Genomic DNA, 15434 nt, shown 5'->3' on the forward strand with positions numbered 1-15434 from the left:
TAAAAGCGATCGCTTTGGTAGAGTTTTTACACAAAGGCAGAGAATAGCACAGGAGAACGCAAAGGGACACAGAGTAGCAAGATTGTGCTTATCTCAAGGTAATTGCTGTCGAATCTGGTGCTAGTCTGATATCTTGGGCAATAATTACAGGTTTGTTGATGTAATCTCTATAATATTCGTCTTGTAGACTCAGATTGTATTGCTTCTCGATTTGGGGAATTGCGAAGTTACGAACTTCACCTGTGACTTGAATAATGTTTTCGCGATCGCTAGGTAAATCGAAAGGCTGACCAGAAGCATTCACAACTAAAATAGGTTCACCACCAAAAAATCTGCGATCACTGACTGTAAATGAACTTAAACCAACTCTTTGCAGTGGTCTGCTTCTGACTGTTACAGTTTTGCCAAGCAATTCATCAGGGTAGTTGACAACTTCCGATGTGGTGACAAGTTGGGCTGTAGGAACTGTAGCAGGTTGTTCATTTGTGTAGGAAAGTCTTACTAATACAGCTATAAATGCTATGGCAATTACTACTTTTGCTTCCCAAAGACCTTTAAATACGTCTTGGCTAGGATTTCTTTGATTGTGCTTATCGTCACGGTCAGCCATAATTCAAAACTTTTTCCTTAATGTAATGTGTGATTTTTTCAGAACTTAAGAATAAATAGCTTTTAGCTAAGCAAATATTTATATTTTTAGAAAAATAATTTTGAAAAATATCAATTTTTTGAGTTATGTCAAATTCATATTATTAATTCTCACTAATAAGCTCTTCTCACCCAGGTAATACTGCTTCCCTTTCTATCGACAGAGTTGGATGTATCTACTAATTGGGGGATGTCATATATTTACTCTATATCTAATGGATTGTGTAATTTAATAGTGGACTGACACGACTAAAATGGTGGGTGATATTTTGCAGATAGGGTCGAGTTTACAAAATCCAACATTATCAGGACAAGTTGGGTTTTCTTAAGTCAAATGCCAGGTGTTTCTGCCAGGGAAAGTCTTTTTTTAGCAATTACCCATCACAAATTACTTATTACTAATTAATAAAATATTAAAAGTATTGACAAATACTGCAAAACTTAATACACCTAGTTTAATGATGCTTAGAAATATTAATTATGCAATATCAAATTAAGATTCTAGAACCAACAGATTTATGGTATTTACAGAACAACATTAATAAAGAAACTAACAAATATTACCATCCCACAAAAGATATTCCATTTGCTCAGCAAGTAGAAATCAAACTAGAAAACTCTGGAGTTATCATTCAAAAAGGGTCATTACACAGATGCATCGGTAAATTAAATTATGGTATTTACAAAACTGATAACCGTTTGAAAGATATGTGGGTAGCCTTGCGAACGGAGATTGACTACAACGCACCTGTGTATCAAGGTACTGGTACGGTTTATCTTGAGCCTAGACAAAAAGGTTATTTTTTACATTACACCTGTATCGATCTATCAGAGCGGGAGCAATGGGAATTTGATGATGGGGTCTTTCAGTTTTGTTCTAATAATGTAGTTATCGGAGCAAAAAGATTGAAGTTCCGACAAATCGCAGGCTCTAATGATGGAAAATGGAGGCTGGCGATCAAAGCTTTACCCGGACAAATTTCTCGTGTCGTGGCAGGTACTACAACACCTGCGAGAGTGATTGAACTCAGCAAAGGAGAAATTTTGATTGCTGACTATGACATAGTGAAAGGATACACAAACGGTATCGAAGAAGATTATCGCAAATTAGGTCATTTTGGCAAAGGTGGTGGAGAGGGTTTTGTCTGGATGTATAGCGGTGAAGGGAAATTACTGGTGACTGAAAATGACGGTATAGGACTAGATTAATTCAAATTTATAGATCTAAATAATTTCTAGATGCACTAATGAAAATAGCAAGATTCCTGTAGTCAAACTTTGCGTCCCTTTGGGGTTATCCTCTGCGATCCTTTGCGTTTAAAAATAATACGAATGAATGCAAACCATTACTGAATTTCTGAACACAGGCTTGGCAAAAATATTTATGTTCCTTGCCAATTCCCAAATTCTACCAAACATTTCGTATTGGCGATCGCGAGGTGACAGATGGCTTTAATTTGCGAACGATTTAGAGTCATCCATAACTATCAACTTTCTCCAAATAACCCTAAAAACACAGTTACGATCAAAAAAGATTTACTTCTATTTTTTATGTCAGAATTGGCTGCGAGGCAATATTAAATGCCCAAATGGAAACTAGTGACTGAATTCTCCTTTAACAGCGCCCATTACATTAAAGATTATGATGGCCCCTGCGGGCGAATGCATGGGCATAATTATACAGTGCGAATTGAAGCAACTTCATCCAAACTACATTCTTCCCAATATTGTCCACACCCAGTCATGGTGGCTGATTTTAGAACCTTGCGCTGGGCCAAACAAGACATATCCAAAGGCGGACTTGACCATTGTATCCTTAACGAAGTCTTACCACCAGAGTACGAAACAACTGCTGAGATGATTGCTAAATATATTTATGACGAAACTAAAAAACGAGTCCCAGCCGATGTGCAACTGAAAGTAGCAGTGTCGGAAACTCCTAATAGTTGGGCAGAGTATGAAGATGATTAGGTATCTTGGTGTCTTTGTGCCTTAGTGGTTCAATCATAAACTTTCTTTACCACCAAGACACTAAGACACAAAGAAAAATTGCTGAAAAATAGAGCTTTCAGTGCAAAATTAAGCAAAAAATAATTCCTTCTTAAACTTCTAGTGAGATTTATGAAGTCAGGAAAGAATCTCAATTTGACTTCTATTGATCCTGGAGGAATTGATGGCTGATTTGTTCTTCTCGGAATACATTGAGGGAAGCAGCAACAACAAAGCATTAGAAATTTATAACGGTACTGGTGCTGCCATTGACTTAAGTTTGGAAGGCTACATCGTACAGATGTATTTCAACGGTAGCACTTCTGCTGGCTTAACAATCAATTTAACTGGTACAGTAGCAAATGACGATGTTTTCGTGCTAGCCCAAAGCAGTGCTAGTGCAGTTATTCTCGCTCAAGCAGATCAAACCAATGGTGCGGGATGGTTCAATGGTGATGATGCGATTGTGCTGCGTAAAGGTGGCGTCAATGGCACAATAGTTGATTCGATTGGTCAAATTGGCTTTGACCCTGGTACTGAATGGGGAAGTGGACTGACTAGTACAGCAGACAATACTTTGCGTCGCAAAAGTGGTTTCATCAATGGTGATACCAACCCCTCTGATGTTTTTGACCCTACTGTGGAATGGGATGGTTTCGCTACAGATAGCTTCGACGATTTAGGAATCTACACAACAAATGGTGGTGAAACACCATCCCTGAGTTTAAGTGTTTCTCCTACTAGCTTTTCAGAAGCAGCAGGAAGTAATGCTGCTATTGGTACAGTAACTCGTACAGGAAGTACAACCAACGCCCTGACAGTTACTTTAGCTAGTAACGATACAACTGAGGCAACTGTGCCTACAACAGTAGAAATTCCGGCGGGACAAACCTCAACCACTTTTGATATTGCTGCTGTTGATGATGCGATCGCTGATGGTTCCCAGACTGTCACCTTCACCGCGACTGCATCCGGCTTTACCAACGGCACAACTACTGTCACGGTAACAGATAATGAAGTTACGCCAGGTAATACTCGCATTCGTGACATTCAAGGTGCAACTCATGTGTCACCCCTGGTTGGTCAAACAGTTACTAATGTTCCTGGTATTGTTACCGTACTACGTTCTAATGGCTTTTATTTGCAAGATCCCAATCCTGACAGCAATGATGCCACTTCCGAGGGGATTTTTATCTTTACTTCCTCTGCACCCACAGTCAGTGTTGGTGACTCGATTTTAGTTAGTGGTACAGTCAGTGAGTTTCGTCCTGGCGGATCTAGTGGGACAAACAATCTCTCAATTACCCAAATTGGTAGTAATCCCAGCATCACTGTACTATCAAATGGCAATTCCTTACCAACAGCGACAATTCTGGGCAATGGCGGACGCACAATCCCCACAACGGTAATAGAAGACGATGCTACTGGGAATGTGGAAACCAGTGGCACTTTTGACCCATCCCAAGATGGCATTGACTTCTACGAAAGTGTAGAAGGAATGCTAGTGCAGGTAAATAATCCAGTGGCAGTCGGCCCTACCAATGATTTTGGTGAAATCCCTGTTTTGGCTGACAATGGCGTTAATGCTAGCATCCGTACAAGTCGTGGTGGAATTGTGATCCAGCCTGGCGATTTTAATCCAGAGCGGATTATTATTGATGATGCGATTATTCCTAATCCGGCCCAGGTGAATGTAGGCGATCGCTTTAATGGCTCAGTAACAGGTGTAATTGACTACAGCTTTGGCAACTTTAAGCTCTTAAATACTACGTCTTTGCCAGGTGTGACTTCTGGTGGTCTGACTCGTGAGACAACAGCGATCGCAGCGAGTGAGGATAAACTGACTGTTGCCACCTTTAATGTGGAAAACCTCGATCCAGGTGATGGTAGTGACAAGTTTAATAGCTTGGCAAATGCAATTGTTAACAATCTCAAGTCACCAGACATCATCAGTTTAGAAGAAGTGCAAGACAACAACGGTGCTACGAATGACTCTGTTGTTGATGCGAGTCTGACCTATCAAACTTTAATTGATGCGATCGCAGCTGCTGGTGGCCCGACTTACGAATATCGTCAAATTAATCCGGTGGATGACCAAGATGGCGGTGAACCAGGCGGCAATATTCGCGTTGGTTTCCTATTTAATCCCAACCGGGTTGATTTTGTAGACCGTCCCGGTGGCACATCCACCACCAATACAACAATAGTTAATGGTGAACTTTCTGCCAGCCCTGGTCGTCTGATTGACACCGATCTCTCAGATGGTGATGCTTTTGCTAATAGCCGTAAGCCTCTGGTGGGTGAGTTTGTCTTCAATGGCAATACAGTATTTGTAGTCGCCAACCACTTTAATTCTAAAGGTGGCGACCAACCCTTATTCGGACGCTTCCAACCACCAACACTGACTTCGGAAGCACAAAGAACACAACAAGCCCAAATTGTCAATAATTTTATAGACAGCGTTTTGGCAGCAGACCCCAACGCTAATGTTGTGGTCATGGGTGATCTTAACGACTTCCAGTTTTCCAACCCCATTGCAACCTTAAAAGGTGGCGTTCTCACTAACCTAGTTGATACGCTGCCAATAAATGAACAGTACACTTATGTCTTTGAGGGTAACTCCCAAGTTCTTGACCATATATTAGTAACTAATAATCTGGTCAATAAGTCTGAATTCGATGTTGTGCATATTAATGCTGAGTTTGTCGCTCAAGTCAGCGACCATGACCCCGTGATGGCAAGCTTTAACCTAGCTCAAGTTTACAACGAAATAGTTGGCACACCAGGTAATGATAATCTTGTAGGAACAGCCGCAAGCGATCGCATTCAAGGTTTAGAAAAAAATGACACCCTTAATGGCTTGGGTGGTAACGATATTCTGGAAGGCGATGCAGGTAACGATACCATTTACGGTGGTGATGGTAACGATACAATTTATGGTGATGCTGGCAACGACAAGATTTATGGCGAAGCTGGCAATGACAAGATTTATGCTGGTCAAGGCAACGATCAAGTTTATGGTGGCGATGGTGATGACGTAATCTACGCTGAAGCCGGCAATAACAAAATTGATTCTGGTTCAGGCTTTGATACAGTATTTAGTGGCAGTGGTCGTGATACCTTTGTGCTGGCTGCTGGTGAAGGATTTGATCAAATTGAAAACTTCACATTCAGACAAGACCGTATCAACTTAAGTGGCTTAAGCTTTGCAGACATCACAATTACCCAAGGTACTGGTGCAGATGCAAATAATACGCTGATCAGTGTGACGAGTACTGGTGATCTGTTGGCTTCTTTAATTGGAGTACAAGTTAACACAGTTACGAGTTCTGTGTTTACTATAGTTTAATCATCTGTGTTCGATAAAATAGCCCACCATCCGGCTAATGAATGGTGGGTGTTTCACATTCGCGATCGCAGTGAAAATATGAAGTGATTATCCGAACTTAATATTACGCAATTTTGGCCAAGTAACTTAATTTTAACCGCCAAGATGCCAAGGGTTTGTAGAGCGTGCCTAAGTCCTAATTGGTAACTATACTTATTTAGGACTTACGCAAAAAACTCTCAAACTCAATATTCCTCTGTGTACTCTGCGTCCTCTGCGGTTTATTGTTTTGTTATAGTTATGCGTAAGTCCAGTTATTGTTTAGAATCGCGCTCTAACAACTGTTGAATCTCACTCCGTAAGGCAGTAATTTCCTCATGTAGTGCTGTTATTGATTTTGCTCCTGCTAACTCAGCTTGGTCATCGTCTGCATCCCTACCAATAAAAAAAGTGGCAAGAGTTGCTGTGACGTAGCCAAAAACGGCAAAGGCATATAATGCTAAAATCAAACAAAGTACCCGACCTTCAGGTGTTTGTGGCCAGTACTCTGACCCCATCGTTGTCATCAGCATCGCTGTCCACCACAATGCAGTACCATAATTCTTCAACCCAGAGCCATCGGGAAGCTGATTTTCAAATGCATACATGCCAGCAGATCCTACCAGCGTGACAATTGTTGTCAGAATGATGACATAGCCAAACCCACGACGATTAAAACTAGCGCTTAATGCCTGCATACCTCGATTGGTACGAGTCATCACTCGTAGTAATTGCAATCCTCGCACAGACCGTACTGTACGTAGCGCCCGTACTAATTTGAAAATGCGGAAGATGCGTAGACCTGGTAACATCAGAGAAAAAACGGTTAGCCAGTTGCGTTTGAGATAAGAAAGCTTACGCGGAGCTAATGCCAGTTCTAGCAAAAAATCAAGGATGAAAATTATCCAAATTGTGTTGCTAACTACTTCCAGTAGTGAATTTAATCCCCAAATCAGTTCGATAACAAATAGTACCAGCCACCCAAAGGCAAGCACTAGCATGGGAATTTCCAGCCATTCTTCCAACTGCTGAAGGACTTGACTGCGCTCTTGTTCTAGAGTTTGTTTGTTAAATGGGTCAAGGTTACTCATAGCTATTTGCTAGCAGGAGGCTCAAGCAAGCTGAGATTTAACTATCTCAAAAGCTTTTCCACTTAGTTCTATAGTATTTGTACTATTATTGACTGCATATCACCCTCTTGCTAACCATCCCCTATTGCTAAATAGTTATGTCTCTAGCTAGGGGTATATTTGTTAATTGAACCAGTAGTGGAGTGCGTTATAAACATTAATCCTAACGCACCGCCAGATCAAGTTTGTCGCGATCGCTTTCATGTTTGTGATGAATGTCTTCACGTTATAAGCTTGGTATATCCTTATATGTTGCCTACATAGTAGCGTACATCCGTGCGCCATTAATGAGTTATAATTATAATTATAAATACCCTTCTTCCTCAGCAAAATTACGTAATCTTGGTAGACACTGACGTTGATAAAAACTGCTCAAAGTAGAGACTGGTAAATTATATTCTACTGATAACTCCTTCCAGCCTACCTCTGGTGGTAAGCGTTTCAAAATTAACACCTGACAATTTACATGCGGGTGTCCTTTAATGTAGGTGTTGCGTAGTTCTCCATCGATATCTTCTTCTGCCCATAACTTTACCGTTTCCAAAATAGGAGGCACATCGGGGAAAGCGGGCAGTTTATCTTCAGGATATATAGTTTCAAGGCGATCGCCAGAAGCAGACTGATTTACACTGGGAAGGGCTTTTTTAGCATTTTCCTCCCGTTGTTGAGTGTAAAAATCTTGCAGTCTCCATCTTAGGTAAGCATTCAACCAGGTAATCACAGAACCCCGTGCTGGATCGTAAGCGCCACAAACATTAGCACAGAAGTACAACCACGTCTGTTGCAGCGCATCTTGATAGTAAGGCGTACTCTCTTTCCAAAGTTTGCCAGCAGCCAAGCGAATAATTTGTGTAAGTCGCTTCTGACGCTGTGGACTTCCAGTAGGATATCCACAAGCTTCATTTACTAAATACCGTAAATTTTCCTCCAATGTTTGCATATATAGTTTTCGCGAACACAGCAAGCCTTTTCTAAGTATTGCGTAGAATTGGCATTTGCGATCAGGGAATGGGGAGATGGGGAGGTGAAGGGTGTGAGAAGTGTGTAGACGCGTAGCGGCTTCCCGTAAGGGTGGAGTGTGAGGGGTGTGAGGAGTGTGATGTCTCCCTTGTCTTCCTTGTCCCCCATGTCTTCTTTGTCTCCTGTGTCCCCTTGTCTCCCGTGTTGTCTTGTCTCCAATCCCCGATCTCCGACCAAACTACAACCCTATCCAAGAAAGAAGCACTCGCCACCAAGAAACACTCACCTGACCGTTGAGGTTCATTTTTTTACGGATATCTTGAATATTCCAATTGGTTAGTTTCGCAAGCGTTTGTGCTTCTTGTTCAAAGCGTTTTCTTAAAGACCGTTTGTATTCTCTACCCGCTTGACACTTAGCTTCACCTGTAAACGGATGTTGCAAAATATAACGTCCTTGGAAGTTTTCCCGGTTAGATGTTTCTTGGAAGATTAAATCTTCTGGAAATTTGTCACGAGTGTAGCGGACGTGGAGGCGAGTGATAAAAACGTCGTTGGGAACAGTCGAACGACGAAAAGGTGCTGAGTGATAAATATCTGGAGGGAAATTATTTAACCAAAAGACGCCTGCTTCTTTAAGTTCTTCTGAGTTAAGCGGTTCAGCAGAACAGGGATCACAACTACCCATATCCCAAGCGTATTCCAAAAATCCCACTTTCCGGTCTTCTTTGGTGTAGGCAGTTTGGAACATGGATTTATAAAATTCGCCAAATTCATTTTTGACAAACAGAGGAATATTAGCATCAGAAGGAACTTTGACAGTGCGGTAGTTAGTAAGTTCTGCCTGTCCTTTAGGCGAAAGGATATAAACAATTAAATCTTGATCTGTTGCCGCATTGATCATACCCAAACGAATTGGCAACATGAATTTGGGCGACTGGTAAGAAATTTGCAATGGACGCAGGTTTTGATAGCCACTTTCTTCAAATTTATCTAGGTTGACTTTAGCTACAAAAAATTTCATCTTTTGCCGGATGTAAGGCTTAAGTAACTGCTGCGCCCCTCTGGGAATTTTGTAACCGTTACGAATTAGCCAAGTTTCCAGTCCGTTAGATTCTTTGGCACTTAAAATCAAAATATCGTATTCACCAACATTGAAACGCGCTTCCACTGTGACGCCCAAACTCTGGTTGCTGTTTCTTCTTTGCCCTTGACTTTCTGCTACTGTTGGTGCTGGCGCAGCTTCCAAGACTCTCTCATCATAGACAACAGTGCAGGGGTCAGAGTCATAATACTCTACTAATCGTGGTGCGCTAAAAGCATCCAAACGTTCGATGATCTTAGGGTTGCCGACACGTACTTGTTCTTTTTGGATAACAGTAGGAACAGGTACAACGATCGCAAAATCTTTCACATCACCTTGGTAGTCATTAGCCATCGTCAACACAGTGCGATCGCCACTATGTGCGATCGCCACCTGCGAAGCTTTGTTATATAGTTTTGTATCTGCTTTCGCAACATAAAAACCGCAAAATGCCCAAGCCGTAGGTGCAAAGCAAAATACAACTGCACATATCAGCAGTAATGAAATCAGGTATCTTAAGTGTTTCATAATTCGAGTAATGATTAGTAGTTAGTTAAGTACTCAGACACAATTAATTACACAGATTTTTTTCTATTCCCCGTTCCCTGTTAAGAGTCTCCACGAATGAATTTAATTTTGTCCAACTATTTATTTGTTTTATGTTTCTCCTGTGTCCCCCTTGTCTCCCTTCCCTTCTAGTCCTGTGTAATTGATATACCCAACCACTCACTCAATTCATGGGCTAACCACTGTACTTCTGCTTCTGAGTTAATGCCCCCACCGATACCACACAGTTGATATTTCTGGTTTCCAGCCCAAATAATTAACTGAGGTGGAACCTCTGTTTTAGCACCCAAAAAATCGGAAGTACAATGTTTGGCAATATACACCAGCTTGGTAATTTCTTGTCTCGGTGCAGGACGACTACGGGGAAATTTCCAGCCTAATATTTCCCAGGTGAGGGTTATTTGCTTTTGATCCACTCGTAAATGAATGCTTAGAAATAAAGCAAACAGAACTGTATTTCCCATAAGAAAGCTAGCACCCCAAAAGGGAAGTGAAATTAAGGCTAAGGGTATGTTGCCAGGGAAAGGTGTCAGCATGACACCAACAGTCCACAAAAGAATAAATGAATTCCAAGCGATCGCAAATAGACTTCCGATGCCAAATAAAGGATGAAAACCAACTGGTGGGATAAAAATTTTCAAACAATTCCCATCTTTTGTCAGTCTAATTTTGCTAATAGTTGGTTTTTGAATAGCGACAGGCGCAAAATCTCTTTGCAAGACTATAATTGCTTCTTGGGCAGAAGTTAAACGTCGTTCCAAACTAGGCTGAATCATCAACCTCAACCAATAGGTAAAGGCAATACTTAAATTAGTTAAATGTTCAAATTGTATCCGCAAATCTTTTTGAGGCAGATTAGCAGGATGAACACCAGTTAGGAGATAAATTAAAGTCGCTCCCAAGCTATAGAGGTCAGAAGCAGGAACTGTGCGCCCACTAAATTGTTCTGGTGGCATATAGCCGTACGTTCCCACAATAGTAATGGTTCCACCTTCAGTAGCAGCAACATTCTGCACTGAACCAAAGTCAACTAGATAAACTTGTCCAGCACTATTACCTGATCTATCTCCTAATAAAATATTGCTTGGTTTAATATCACGATGAATAACAGATGGATTTTGATTATGTAAGTAAACTAAAATTCCTAACAGTGACTTAGCTATATCTTTAAGTTCTGTTTCTGTAAAAGTGCGTCCTGCTTTGATATATTCTTCTAAATTTTTGGCTGGAATATAAGTTTGCACCAACGCAAACCCTTTTAACTGTGATGAATTCACCTCAAAATAGTCTAAATAGCGTGGAATAGCAGGATGTGATAAAGACTTGAGAGTTTCGGCTTCCCGCTCAAATAATTTCAGATCATCCCATTCAAAGTCATTGCTAAAGGATAGTAACTTGATCACAACTAATTCTTGCGTTTCCAAGTCACGAGCTAACAATGTACGCCTTCCAGCTTTTTTCCCCAACTGCTGCTGTACTTCGTAACGCCTACCTAACACTTCACCAGTCATATCAAGCGCTATTTTTATTAACTACTCAATCTCAATAGCTAGATGTTACTGATTTCAGCAAGTCTGACTCTTGCTGGAACAAAAAATCTAACTACGTTATTTAATTCACGAGCTAGCTATATAATTTCTAATTCAAATTCAACAAAGCCACCTTTACCACTCTAGTATTAAAATGCTGTGGGATAGTTGCTATAGGAATGGACGGAGGAAATCTCAGCAGTGGAAATTATAGATATATTTCGTAAAGTTGGGCCAGTGATCTGGCCGTTACTTCTATTTTCGGTGTTGGCGTTAAGTGTGATTTTAGAACGTCTATGGTTCTGGTTCCGAATTTTGAATCAAGAAAAGGAAACAGTTAATCGCATTTTAGAAGCTGCTCGTAACGATTGGGAAATCGCTAGGGATATTGCTAGACAAGCAACAGATCAGCCAATTGGTAGGTTTTTGTATGCTCCTTTAAGCCAACCGATAAGTAATGCGGAACTGTTTCGCCTAGCACTAGAGTCAACAGCAGAAACCGAGTTAGCCCAGATGCGACGCGGTGAAAAAGTTTTAGAACTTGTCATTGCTGTTTCTCCGTTGCTGGGATTGTTTGGTACAGTCTGGGGTTTGATTAGGTCTTTGGAATCAATTAAGATTGGCGACTTGGGAACAGAAGCAACAGCAGGAGTGACTACTGGTATTGGAGAAGCTTTATATAGTACAGCAATAGGAATGGGAATTGCGATCATCAGCTTGATTTTTTACCGATTCTTTCAAGCTTTACTGGTCAATCAAGTCAAAATATTCCGTAAAGCGGGGAATGATTTGGAAATTCTTTATTTGCAGTCACCGCCTGATTTGAGTAATAGTCAATCTAACCTCTCCCAGCCGGAAGTTATTGTTCGAGATTCTACCGGAGGGAAATTCCTTTCCCCCCGCAAGCGAAATCAAAATAAGTTTTCTGAACCTCCAGAAATTTCAGATTCAGATAAATCCGATTCTGAAAATTAAGTTATGTGTTGTTAGTTGTTTGTTGTTTGTTTTTAGAACAATCAACCATCAACTATCAACTCTCAACTACCAACCATCAACTAATCATCAGTTCACTAAAAAATGTAATCTCAACACACTAGCTTATGAAAGTTAATTTACATACTCCCATTGAAGATGCTCAAGTTCAAATCATTCCCTTAATTGATGTTATTTTTTGTATTTTGACGTTTTTTATCTTGGCGTCTCTACAATTTACTCGACAACAAGCAATTAATGTTGACTTGCCTAAAGCCAGTTCAGCAACAGGAAGTGTCAATGCGCTGCAAGGAAAAAATATTTTACCTGTAACTATTGATGCTGTTGGTCAGATCTATGTAGAAAAACAACCAATAAGACGTGAACAACTAGCAGGGATTTTAAGAAATTATTTGCAGCAAAATCCTAATGGTACTTTGGTACTAAATGCCTCTCGCTCAGCAACTTATAACGATGTTATAGAATTATTAGATTTGCTGCGACAAGTGGGAGGCGATCGCGTATCTTTGGGAATTATACCTGGTTCTTCAGACAAACCAGCCAATTCTCTACCTATTACCCCTCCCTCTTTTCCAGTTAACCCTGGTGCAGCACCTGTACCCAATACTGCACCAGTGGCTCCATTCAATCCCCAGGGCAATTTTAACCTCAATTCCCCTTCAATTCCTAATTCAGTTCTCTTTCCTGCTGTACCTGGTCAGTCTAACACTGGTACTTCTCCCCAGCAACCCACAGCACCAAGCAATACTAATCCTGCTTCACCAAGATGAGATCATCCGATTTGAGATTTGAGATTTTGGATTGGTGAGATACGGATAGCGAAAGAGCATGGCGATATTAAGTGCCGTTCTCATTAAGGAATCTGGAATTATACCCTGCTTTAAATTATCGGTCAACAGACGTGCTATGGCACGTCTCTACATTTCTAAACCTAAAAATATCTAAAATAAATTTTCGCTAGCGCAGAATTTTCTGCTAACTTACAAATTAAAGCTTCGTATTCGGTTTGTTTCTCTACGTCAACCGAGTGAATTTTATTGCGTTTTTTCACCAATCGCCATTTAAGTGTTAGGGATTGTAGCAATGAATATTGTGTCGCTTTTTGTTGCTTGGTTAGTAGTGGCTGCTAGCTTTTATTTTATTAGTAAATTGCCATTTATTGGAGTAGAAATTGATACTCCACAAAAGACTTTGGTTTCTGCTGCCGTATTTGGAATTGTGACAGCATTAGTTAGACCAATATTAGAGTTCGCATTTAAGCTACCAAATATTTTGACATTTGGATGGCTTGATGGATTTTTCTCATTTTTGATTACTGTCATCTGCTTTGGAATCGCAGCCTATTTAGTACAGGGATTTCGCTTACGTTTTGGGATTTGGAGCGCTATTTTAGGGGCGCTAACGCTGTCGATAGTGATGAAGATAATTTACACTATATTACCGTTAAATAGTTAGCAGTTACTCAGTTATCAGTTATTCAGTTATCAGTTATCAGTTATCAGTTATCAGTCTAAATTGGTAACTAACAACTAACAACTAACAACTAATAACCATATTTATTCGCTGGCAGTTGGGGGAGTAACAGTAGTACTAGATTGTTGACTACGTTGTTCACGTTTTTTGCGATCTGCTGAGAGCATATCTGCCATTACCACCAGTGCTTGGGTCATTTTATCTAGATTGGAACGATAAAGTTCCAAATCTTTATTGAGTTTGTCATCAGAAATATGCAAGCCAGTGGCAATGGATTTGAGTGCCTCAGTGCGTCGTTTTTCGTCTTTAACTAGTTCTGGATCTGACAGTTCTAATAAAGAGAATAAACCGATCGCAAACAAACGACTGTATTTAAATTTAGGATTACTAGCGATCGCTTGCAGATGGGATTGGAAGTCAGCATCTCGATTTAACTGAGTTTGTAGGCTTAAAGCAGCAATTAAATCTTGAGGTGGCAGACTTTTTGCTAGTTCTTGCAAACGTTGAGCATCCTGTCGATAGATTTGCGGATCTGCTTCTATTGCCCGCAGCAGGGCGTTGAATATCGATTCCTTATCCGATTCTGGCTGATAGCCTTGCATGAATCGGTCGAATGAGGTAACGACGCCCAAGGCAAAAATTGGGTTATAGCTGAAATCAACATTTACTGCGAGTAGGTGCATTTCTACCATTAATTCCTCTACCACTCGCCGATAAATAGTGTGAATCGGTCGGGTGTGGAGAGAGTGAAAAGTGCGCTTTGTGTCTGATACAGTACGAACGTTATTCACAAAAAAAATTTAAGATTTTAGGGCGACGTATGTTTATTTTCTCGCTTCCAGGTCAGTTTGCCAAGTTTCGTTCTTGAAGGGATCGGGGATCGGGGATCAAATAATAGTTCAGTTAAGCTAAAATCCGTCTTGAAAAGCTTTAAGCTCTTTCGGAGCTGCTTAGGAACCAGTGCGGCGGACTCCTTTCCCGGCATAAAGTAAAGAGGCGTCATCTGGCGTCACCTGGTGTGAAACCTCCGCACTCTCCGAGATGCCACTTTGCATCTCCAAAGTTTTCGCAAAATCCAAAATCCAAAATCCAAAATTTTATGACCCTTGCACCAGAGTTAATCACCCTAGCTCAATACTTAGCGGGTGAATTTGACAATAGAGAACAAGCTTTGGCAGAACCTGCTTGGTACGTCCACTTACGTTTATGGCAAATACCTGTACCTCTATTTTTAGAAGACAGTCTGACCCTATTTGCCGAACAAGCCAATATTGTTAAATTAGACCAACCCTATCGTCAAAGAATAATGCGGCTCACGTCAGGACACAACCAAGACGCACCTCTGAAAGTACAATACTATATGCCTAAAAACCCAACAGCTTTACGTGGTGCTGGTCTTAACCCTTCATTACTTCAAACTTTGACACCTGACCAACTAGATTTACTACCTGATTGTGTTCTTAACGTCACTCAGAAAATACTAGCTCCCAATAACTATGAGTTTACTGCTACCCCACCTCCCAATAATCGTTGTTGCTTTAGTTATGCAGGCAATACCGTACAAGTTTCTCTCGGGTTTGAGGTTTCTCAACAAGAATTGAAAACTTACGACAAAGGAATTGACTCCGCTACTGGCAGTGCAACTTGGGGAGCGATTATGGGGCCTTATCGCTACACCAAGCGAGAACAGTACTAAA

The 15434-nt window shown here is 40.7% G+C and carries 14 protein-coding genes; 7 read left to right on the forward strand and 7 right to left on the reverse strand.

Annotated features, from left to right (window positions below):
- Positions 1–88: 88 nt before the first annotated feature.
- The gene (locus tag RS893_RS06280; RefSeq protein WP_315790368.1) at positions 89–610 is read right to left on the reverse strand and encodes a hypothetical protein; all 522 of its coding nucleotides are present in this window, start codon (positions 608–610) and stop codon (positions 89–91) included.
- 518 nt (positions 611–1128) lie between these two features.
- On the opposite strand from RS893_RS06280, the gene RS893_RS06285 reads away from it, so the two are divergent.
- The 3 genes from RS893_RS06285 (at position 1129) to RS893_RS06295 (ending at position 5986) form a co-directional block, all read left to right on the forward strand.
- Positions 1129–1857 (forward strand): AIM24 family protein, encoded by a 729-nt coding sequence (locus tag RS893_RS06285; protein ID WP_315790369.1) that lies wholly within the window; start codon positions 1129–1131, stop codon positions 1855–1857.
- Positions 1858–2229: 372 nt separating this feature from the next.
- Positions 2230–2619, forward strand: coding sequence for a 6-carboxytetrahydropterin synthase (locus RS893_RS06290; protein ID WP_315790370.1), 390 nt, complete (start codon positions 2230–2232; stop codon positions 2617–2619).
- A 202-nt stretch (positions 2620–2821) separates the two neighbouring features.
- Positions 2822–5986: a lamin tail domain-containing protein gene (locus tag RS893_RS06295; RefSeq protein ID WP_315790371.1), complete on the forward strand. Its 3165-nt coding sequence runs from the start codon at positions 2822–2824 to the stop codon at positions 5984–5986.
- 293 nt (positions 5987–6279) lie between these two features.
- On the opposite strand, the gene RS893_RS06300 is transcribed toward RS893_RS06295, so the two are convergent.
- The 5 genes from RS893_RS06300 to RS893_RS06320 all read right to left on the reverse strand — a co-directional run bounded on the left by RS893_RS06300 (position 6280) and on the right by RS893_RS06320 (position 11253).
- Positions 6280–7095, reverse strand: a complete 816-nt coding sequence (locus RS893_RS06300; RefSeq protein ID WP_315790372.1) for an ion transporter — start codon at positions 7093–7095, stop codon at positions 6280–6282.
- A 343-nt stretch (positions 7096–7438) separates the two neighbouring features.
- Positions 7439–8074 carry a sigma-70 family RNA polymerase sigma factor gene (locus RS893_RS06305; RefSeq protein ID WP_315790373.1) on the reverse strand — a complete coding sequence of 212 codons (636 nt, stop codon included), beginning with the start codon at positions 8072–8074 and terminating at the stop codon, positions 7439–7441.
- Complete coding sequence (locus tag RS893_RS06310) at positions 8041–8313, reverse strand: hypothetical protein (protein ID WP_315790374.1); 273 nt, start codon at positions 8311–8313, stop codon at positions 8041–8043. The genes RS893_RS06305 and RS893_RS06310 overlap by 34 nt, the downstream gene beginning before the upstream one ends.
- Before the next feature lie 19 nt (positions 8314–8332).
- Complete coding sequence (locus RS893_RS06315) at positions 8333–9703, reverse strand: DUF2330 domain-containing protein (RefSeq protein ID WP_315790375.1); 1371 nt, start codon at positions 9701–9703, stop codon at positions 8333–8335.
- A gap of 167 nt (positions 9704–9870) precedes the next feature.
- Complete coding sequence (locus RS893_RS06320) at positions 9871–11253, reverse strand: serine/threonine-protein kinase (RefSeq protein ID WP_315790376.1); 1383 nt, start codon at positions 11251–11253, stop codon at positions 9871–9873.
- Between the two features lie 219 nt (positions 11254–11472).
- On the opposite strand from RS893_RS06320, the gene RS893_RS06325 reads away from it, so the two are divergent.
- The 3 genes from RS893_RS06325 to RS893_RS06335 all read left to right on the forward strand — a co-directional run bounded on the left by RS893_RS06325 (position 11473) and on the right by RS893_RS06335 (position 13719).
- The gene (locus RS893_RS06325) at positions 11473–12246 is read left to right on the forward strand and encodes a MotA/TolQ/ExbB proton channel family protein (protein ID WP_315790377.1); all 774 of its coding nucleotides are present in this window, start codon (positions 11473–11475) and stop codon (positions 12244–12246) included.
- A gap of 125 nt (positions 12247–12371) precedes the next feature.
- Positions 12372–13034 carry an ExbD/TolR family protein gene (locus RS893_RS06330; RefSeq protein WP_315790378.1) on the forward strand — a complete coding sequence of 221 codons (663 nt, stop codon included), beginning with the start codon at positions 12372–12374 and terminating at the stop codon, positions 13032–13034.
- Between the two features lie 313 nt (positions 13035–13347).
- A complete protein-coding gene (locus RS893_RS06335; protein ID WP_315790379.1) occupies positions 13348–13719 on the forward strand; it encodes a phage holin family protein in 372 nt (123 codons plus the stop codon).
- Between the two features lie 101 nt (positions 13720–13820).
- Here RS893_RS06335 and psb29 read toward each other — a convergent pair whose 3' ends face one another.
- Positions 13821–14528 (reverse strand): photosystem II biogenesis protein Psp29, encoded by a 708-nt coding sequence (gene psb29, locus RS893_RS06340; protein WP_315790380.1) that lies wholly within the window; start codon positions 14526–14528, stop codon positions 13821–13823.
- A gap of 308 nt (positions 14529–14836) precedes the next feature.
- Between psb29 and RS893_RS06345 the strand changes: the two genes are divergently transcribed.
- The gene (locus RS893_RS06345; RefSeq protein ID WP_315790381.1) at positions 14837–15433 is read left to right on the forward strand and encodes a chromophore lyase CpcT/CpeT; all 597 of its coding nucleotides are present in this window, start codon (positions 14837–14839) and stop codon (positions 15431–15433) included.
- Position 15434: the final 1 nt, after the last annotated feature.

This window comes from Fischerella sp. JS2 (assembly GCF_032393985.1).
Classification (GTDB): domain Bacteria; phylum Cyanobacteriota; class Cyanobacteriia; order Cyanobacteriales; family Nostocaceae; genus Fischerella.

Excerpts from the sequence above, each read along its gene's own strand:
- RS893_RS06285 (WP_315790369.1), top strand. The coding sequence starts at position 1,129 with ATGCAATATCAAATTAAGATTCTAGAACCAACAGATTTATGGTATTTA.
- RS893_RS06320 (WP_315790376.1), bottom strand. The coding sequence starts at position 11,253 with ATGACTGGTGAAGTGTTAGGTAGGCGTTACGAAGTACAGCAGCAGTTG.
- RS893_RS06305 (WP_315790373.1), bottom strand. The coding sequence starts at position 8,074 with ATGCAAACATTGGAGGAAAATTTACGGTATTTAGTAAATGAAGCTTGT.
- RS893_RS06295 (WP_315790371.1), top strand. The coding sequence starts at position 2,822 with ATGGCTGATTTGTTCTTCTCGGAATACATTGAGGGAAGCAGCAACAAC.
- RS893_RS06335 (WP_315790379.1), top strand. The coding sequence starts at position 13,348 with ATGAATATTGTGTCGCTTTTTGTTGCTTGGTTAGTAGTGGCTGCTAGC.
- RS893_RS06290 (WP_315790370.1), top strand. The coding sequence starts at position 2,230 with ATGCCCAAATGGAAACTAGTGACTGAATTCTCCTTTAACAGCGCCCAT.
- RS893_RS06345 (WP_315790381.1), top strand. The coding sequence starts at position 14,837 with ATGACCCTTGCACCAGAGTTAATCACCCTAGCTCAATACTTAGCGGGT.
- RS893_RS06280 (WP_315790368.1), bottom strand. The coding sequence starts at position 610 with ATGGCTGACCGTGACGATAAGCACAATCAAAGAAATCCTAGCCAAGAC.
- RS893_RS06300 (WP_315790372.1), bottom strand. The coding sequence starts at position 7,095 with ATGAGTAACCTTGACCCATTTAACAAACAAACTCTAGAACAAGAGCGC.
- RS893_RS06330 (WP_315790378.1), top strand. The coding sequence starts at position 12,372 with ATGAAAGTTAATTTACATACTCCCATTGAAGATGCTCAAGTTCAAATC.
- RS893_RS06315 (WP_315790375.1), bottom strand. The coding sequence starts at position 9,703 with ATGAAACACTTAAGATACCTGATTTCATTACTGCTGATATGTGCAGTT.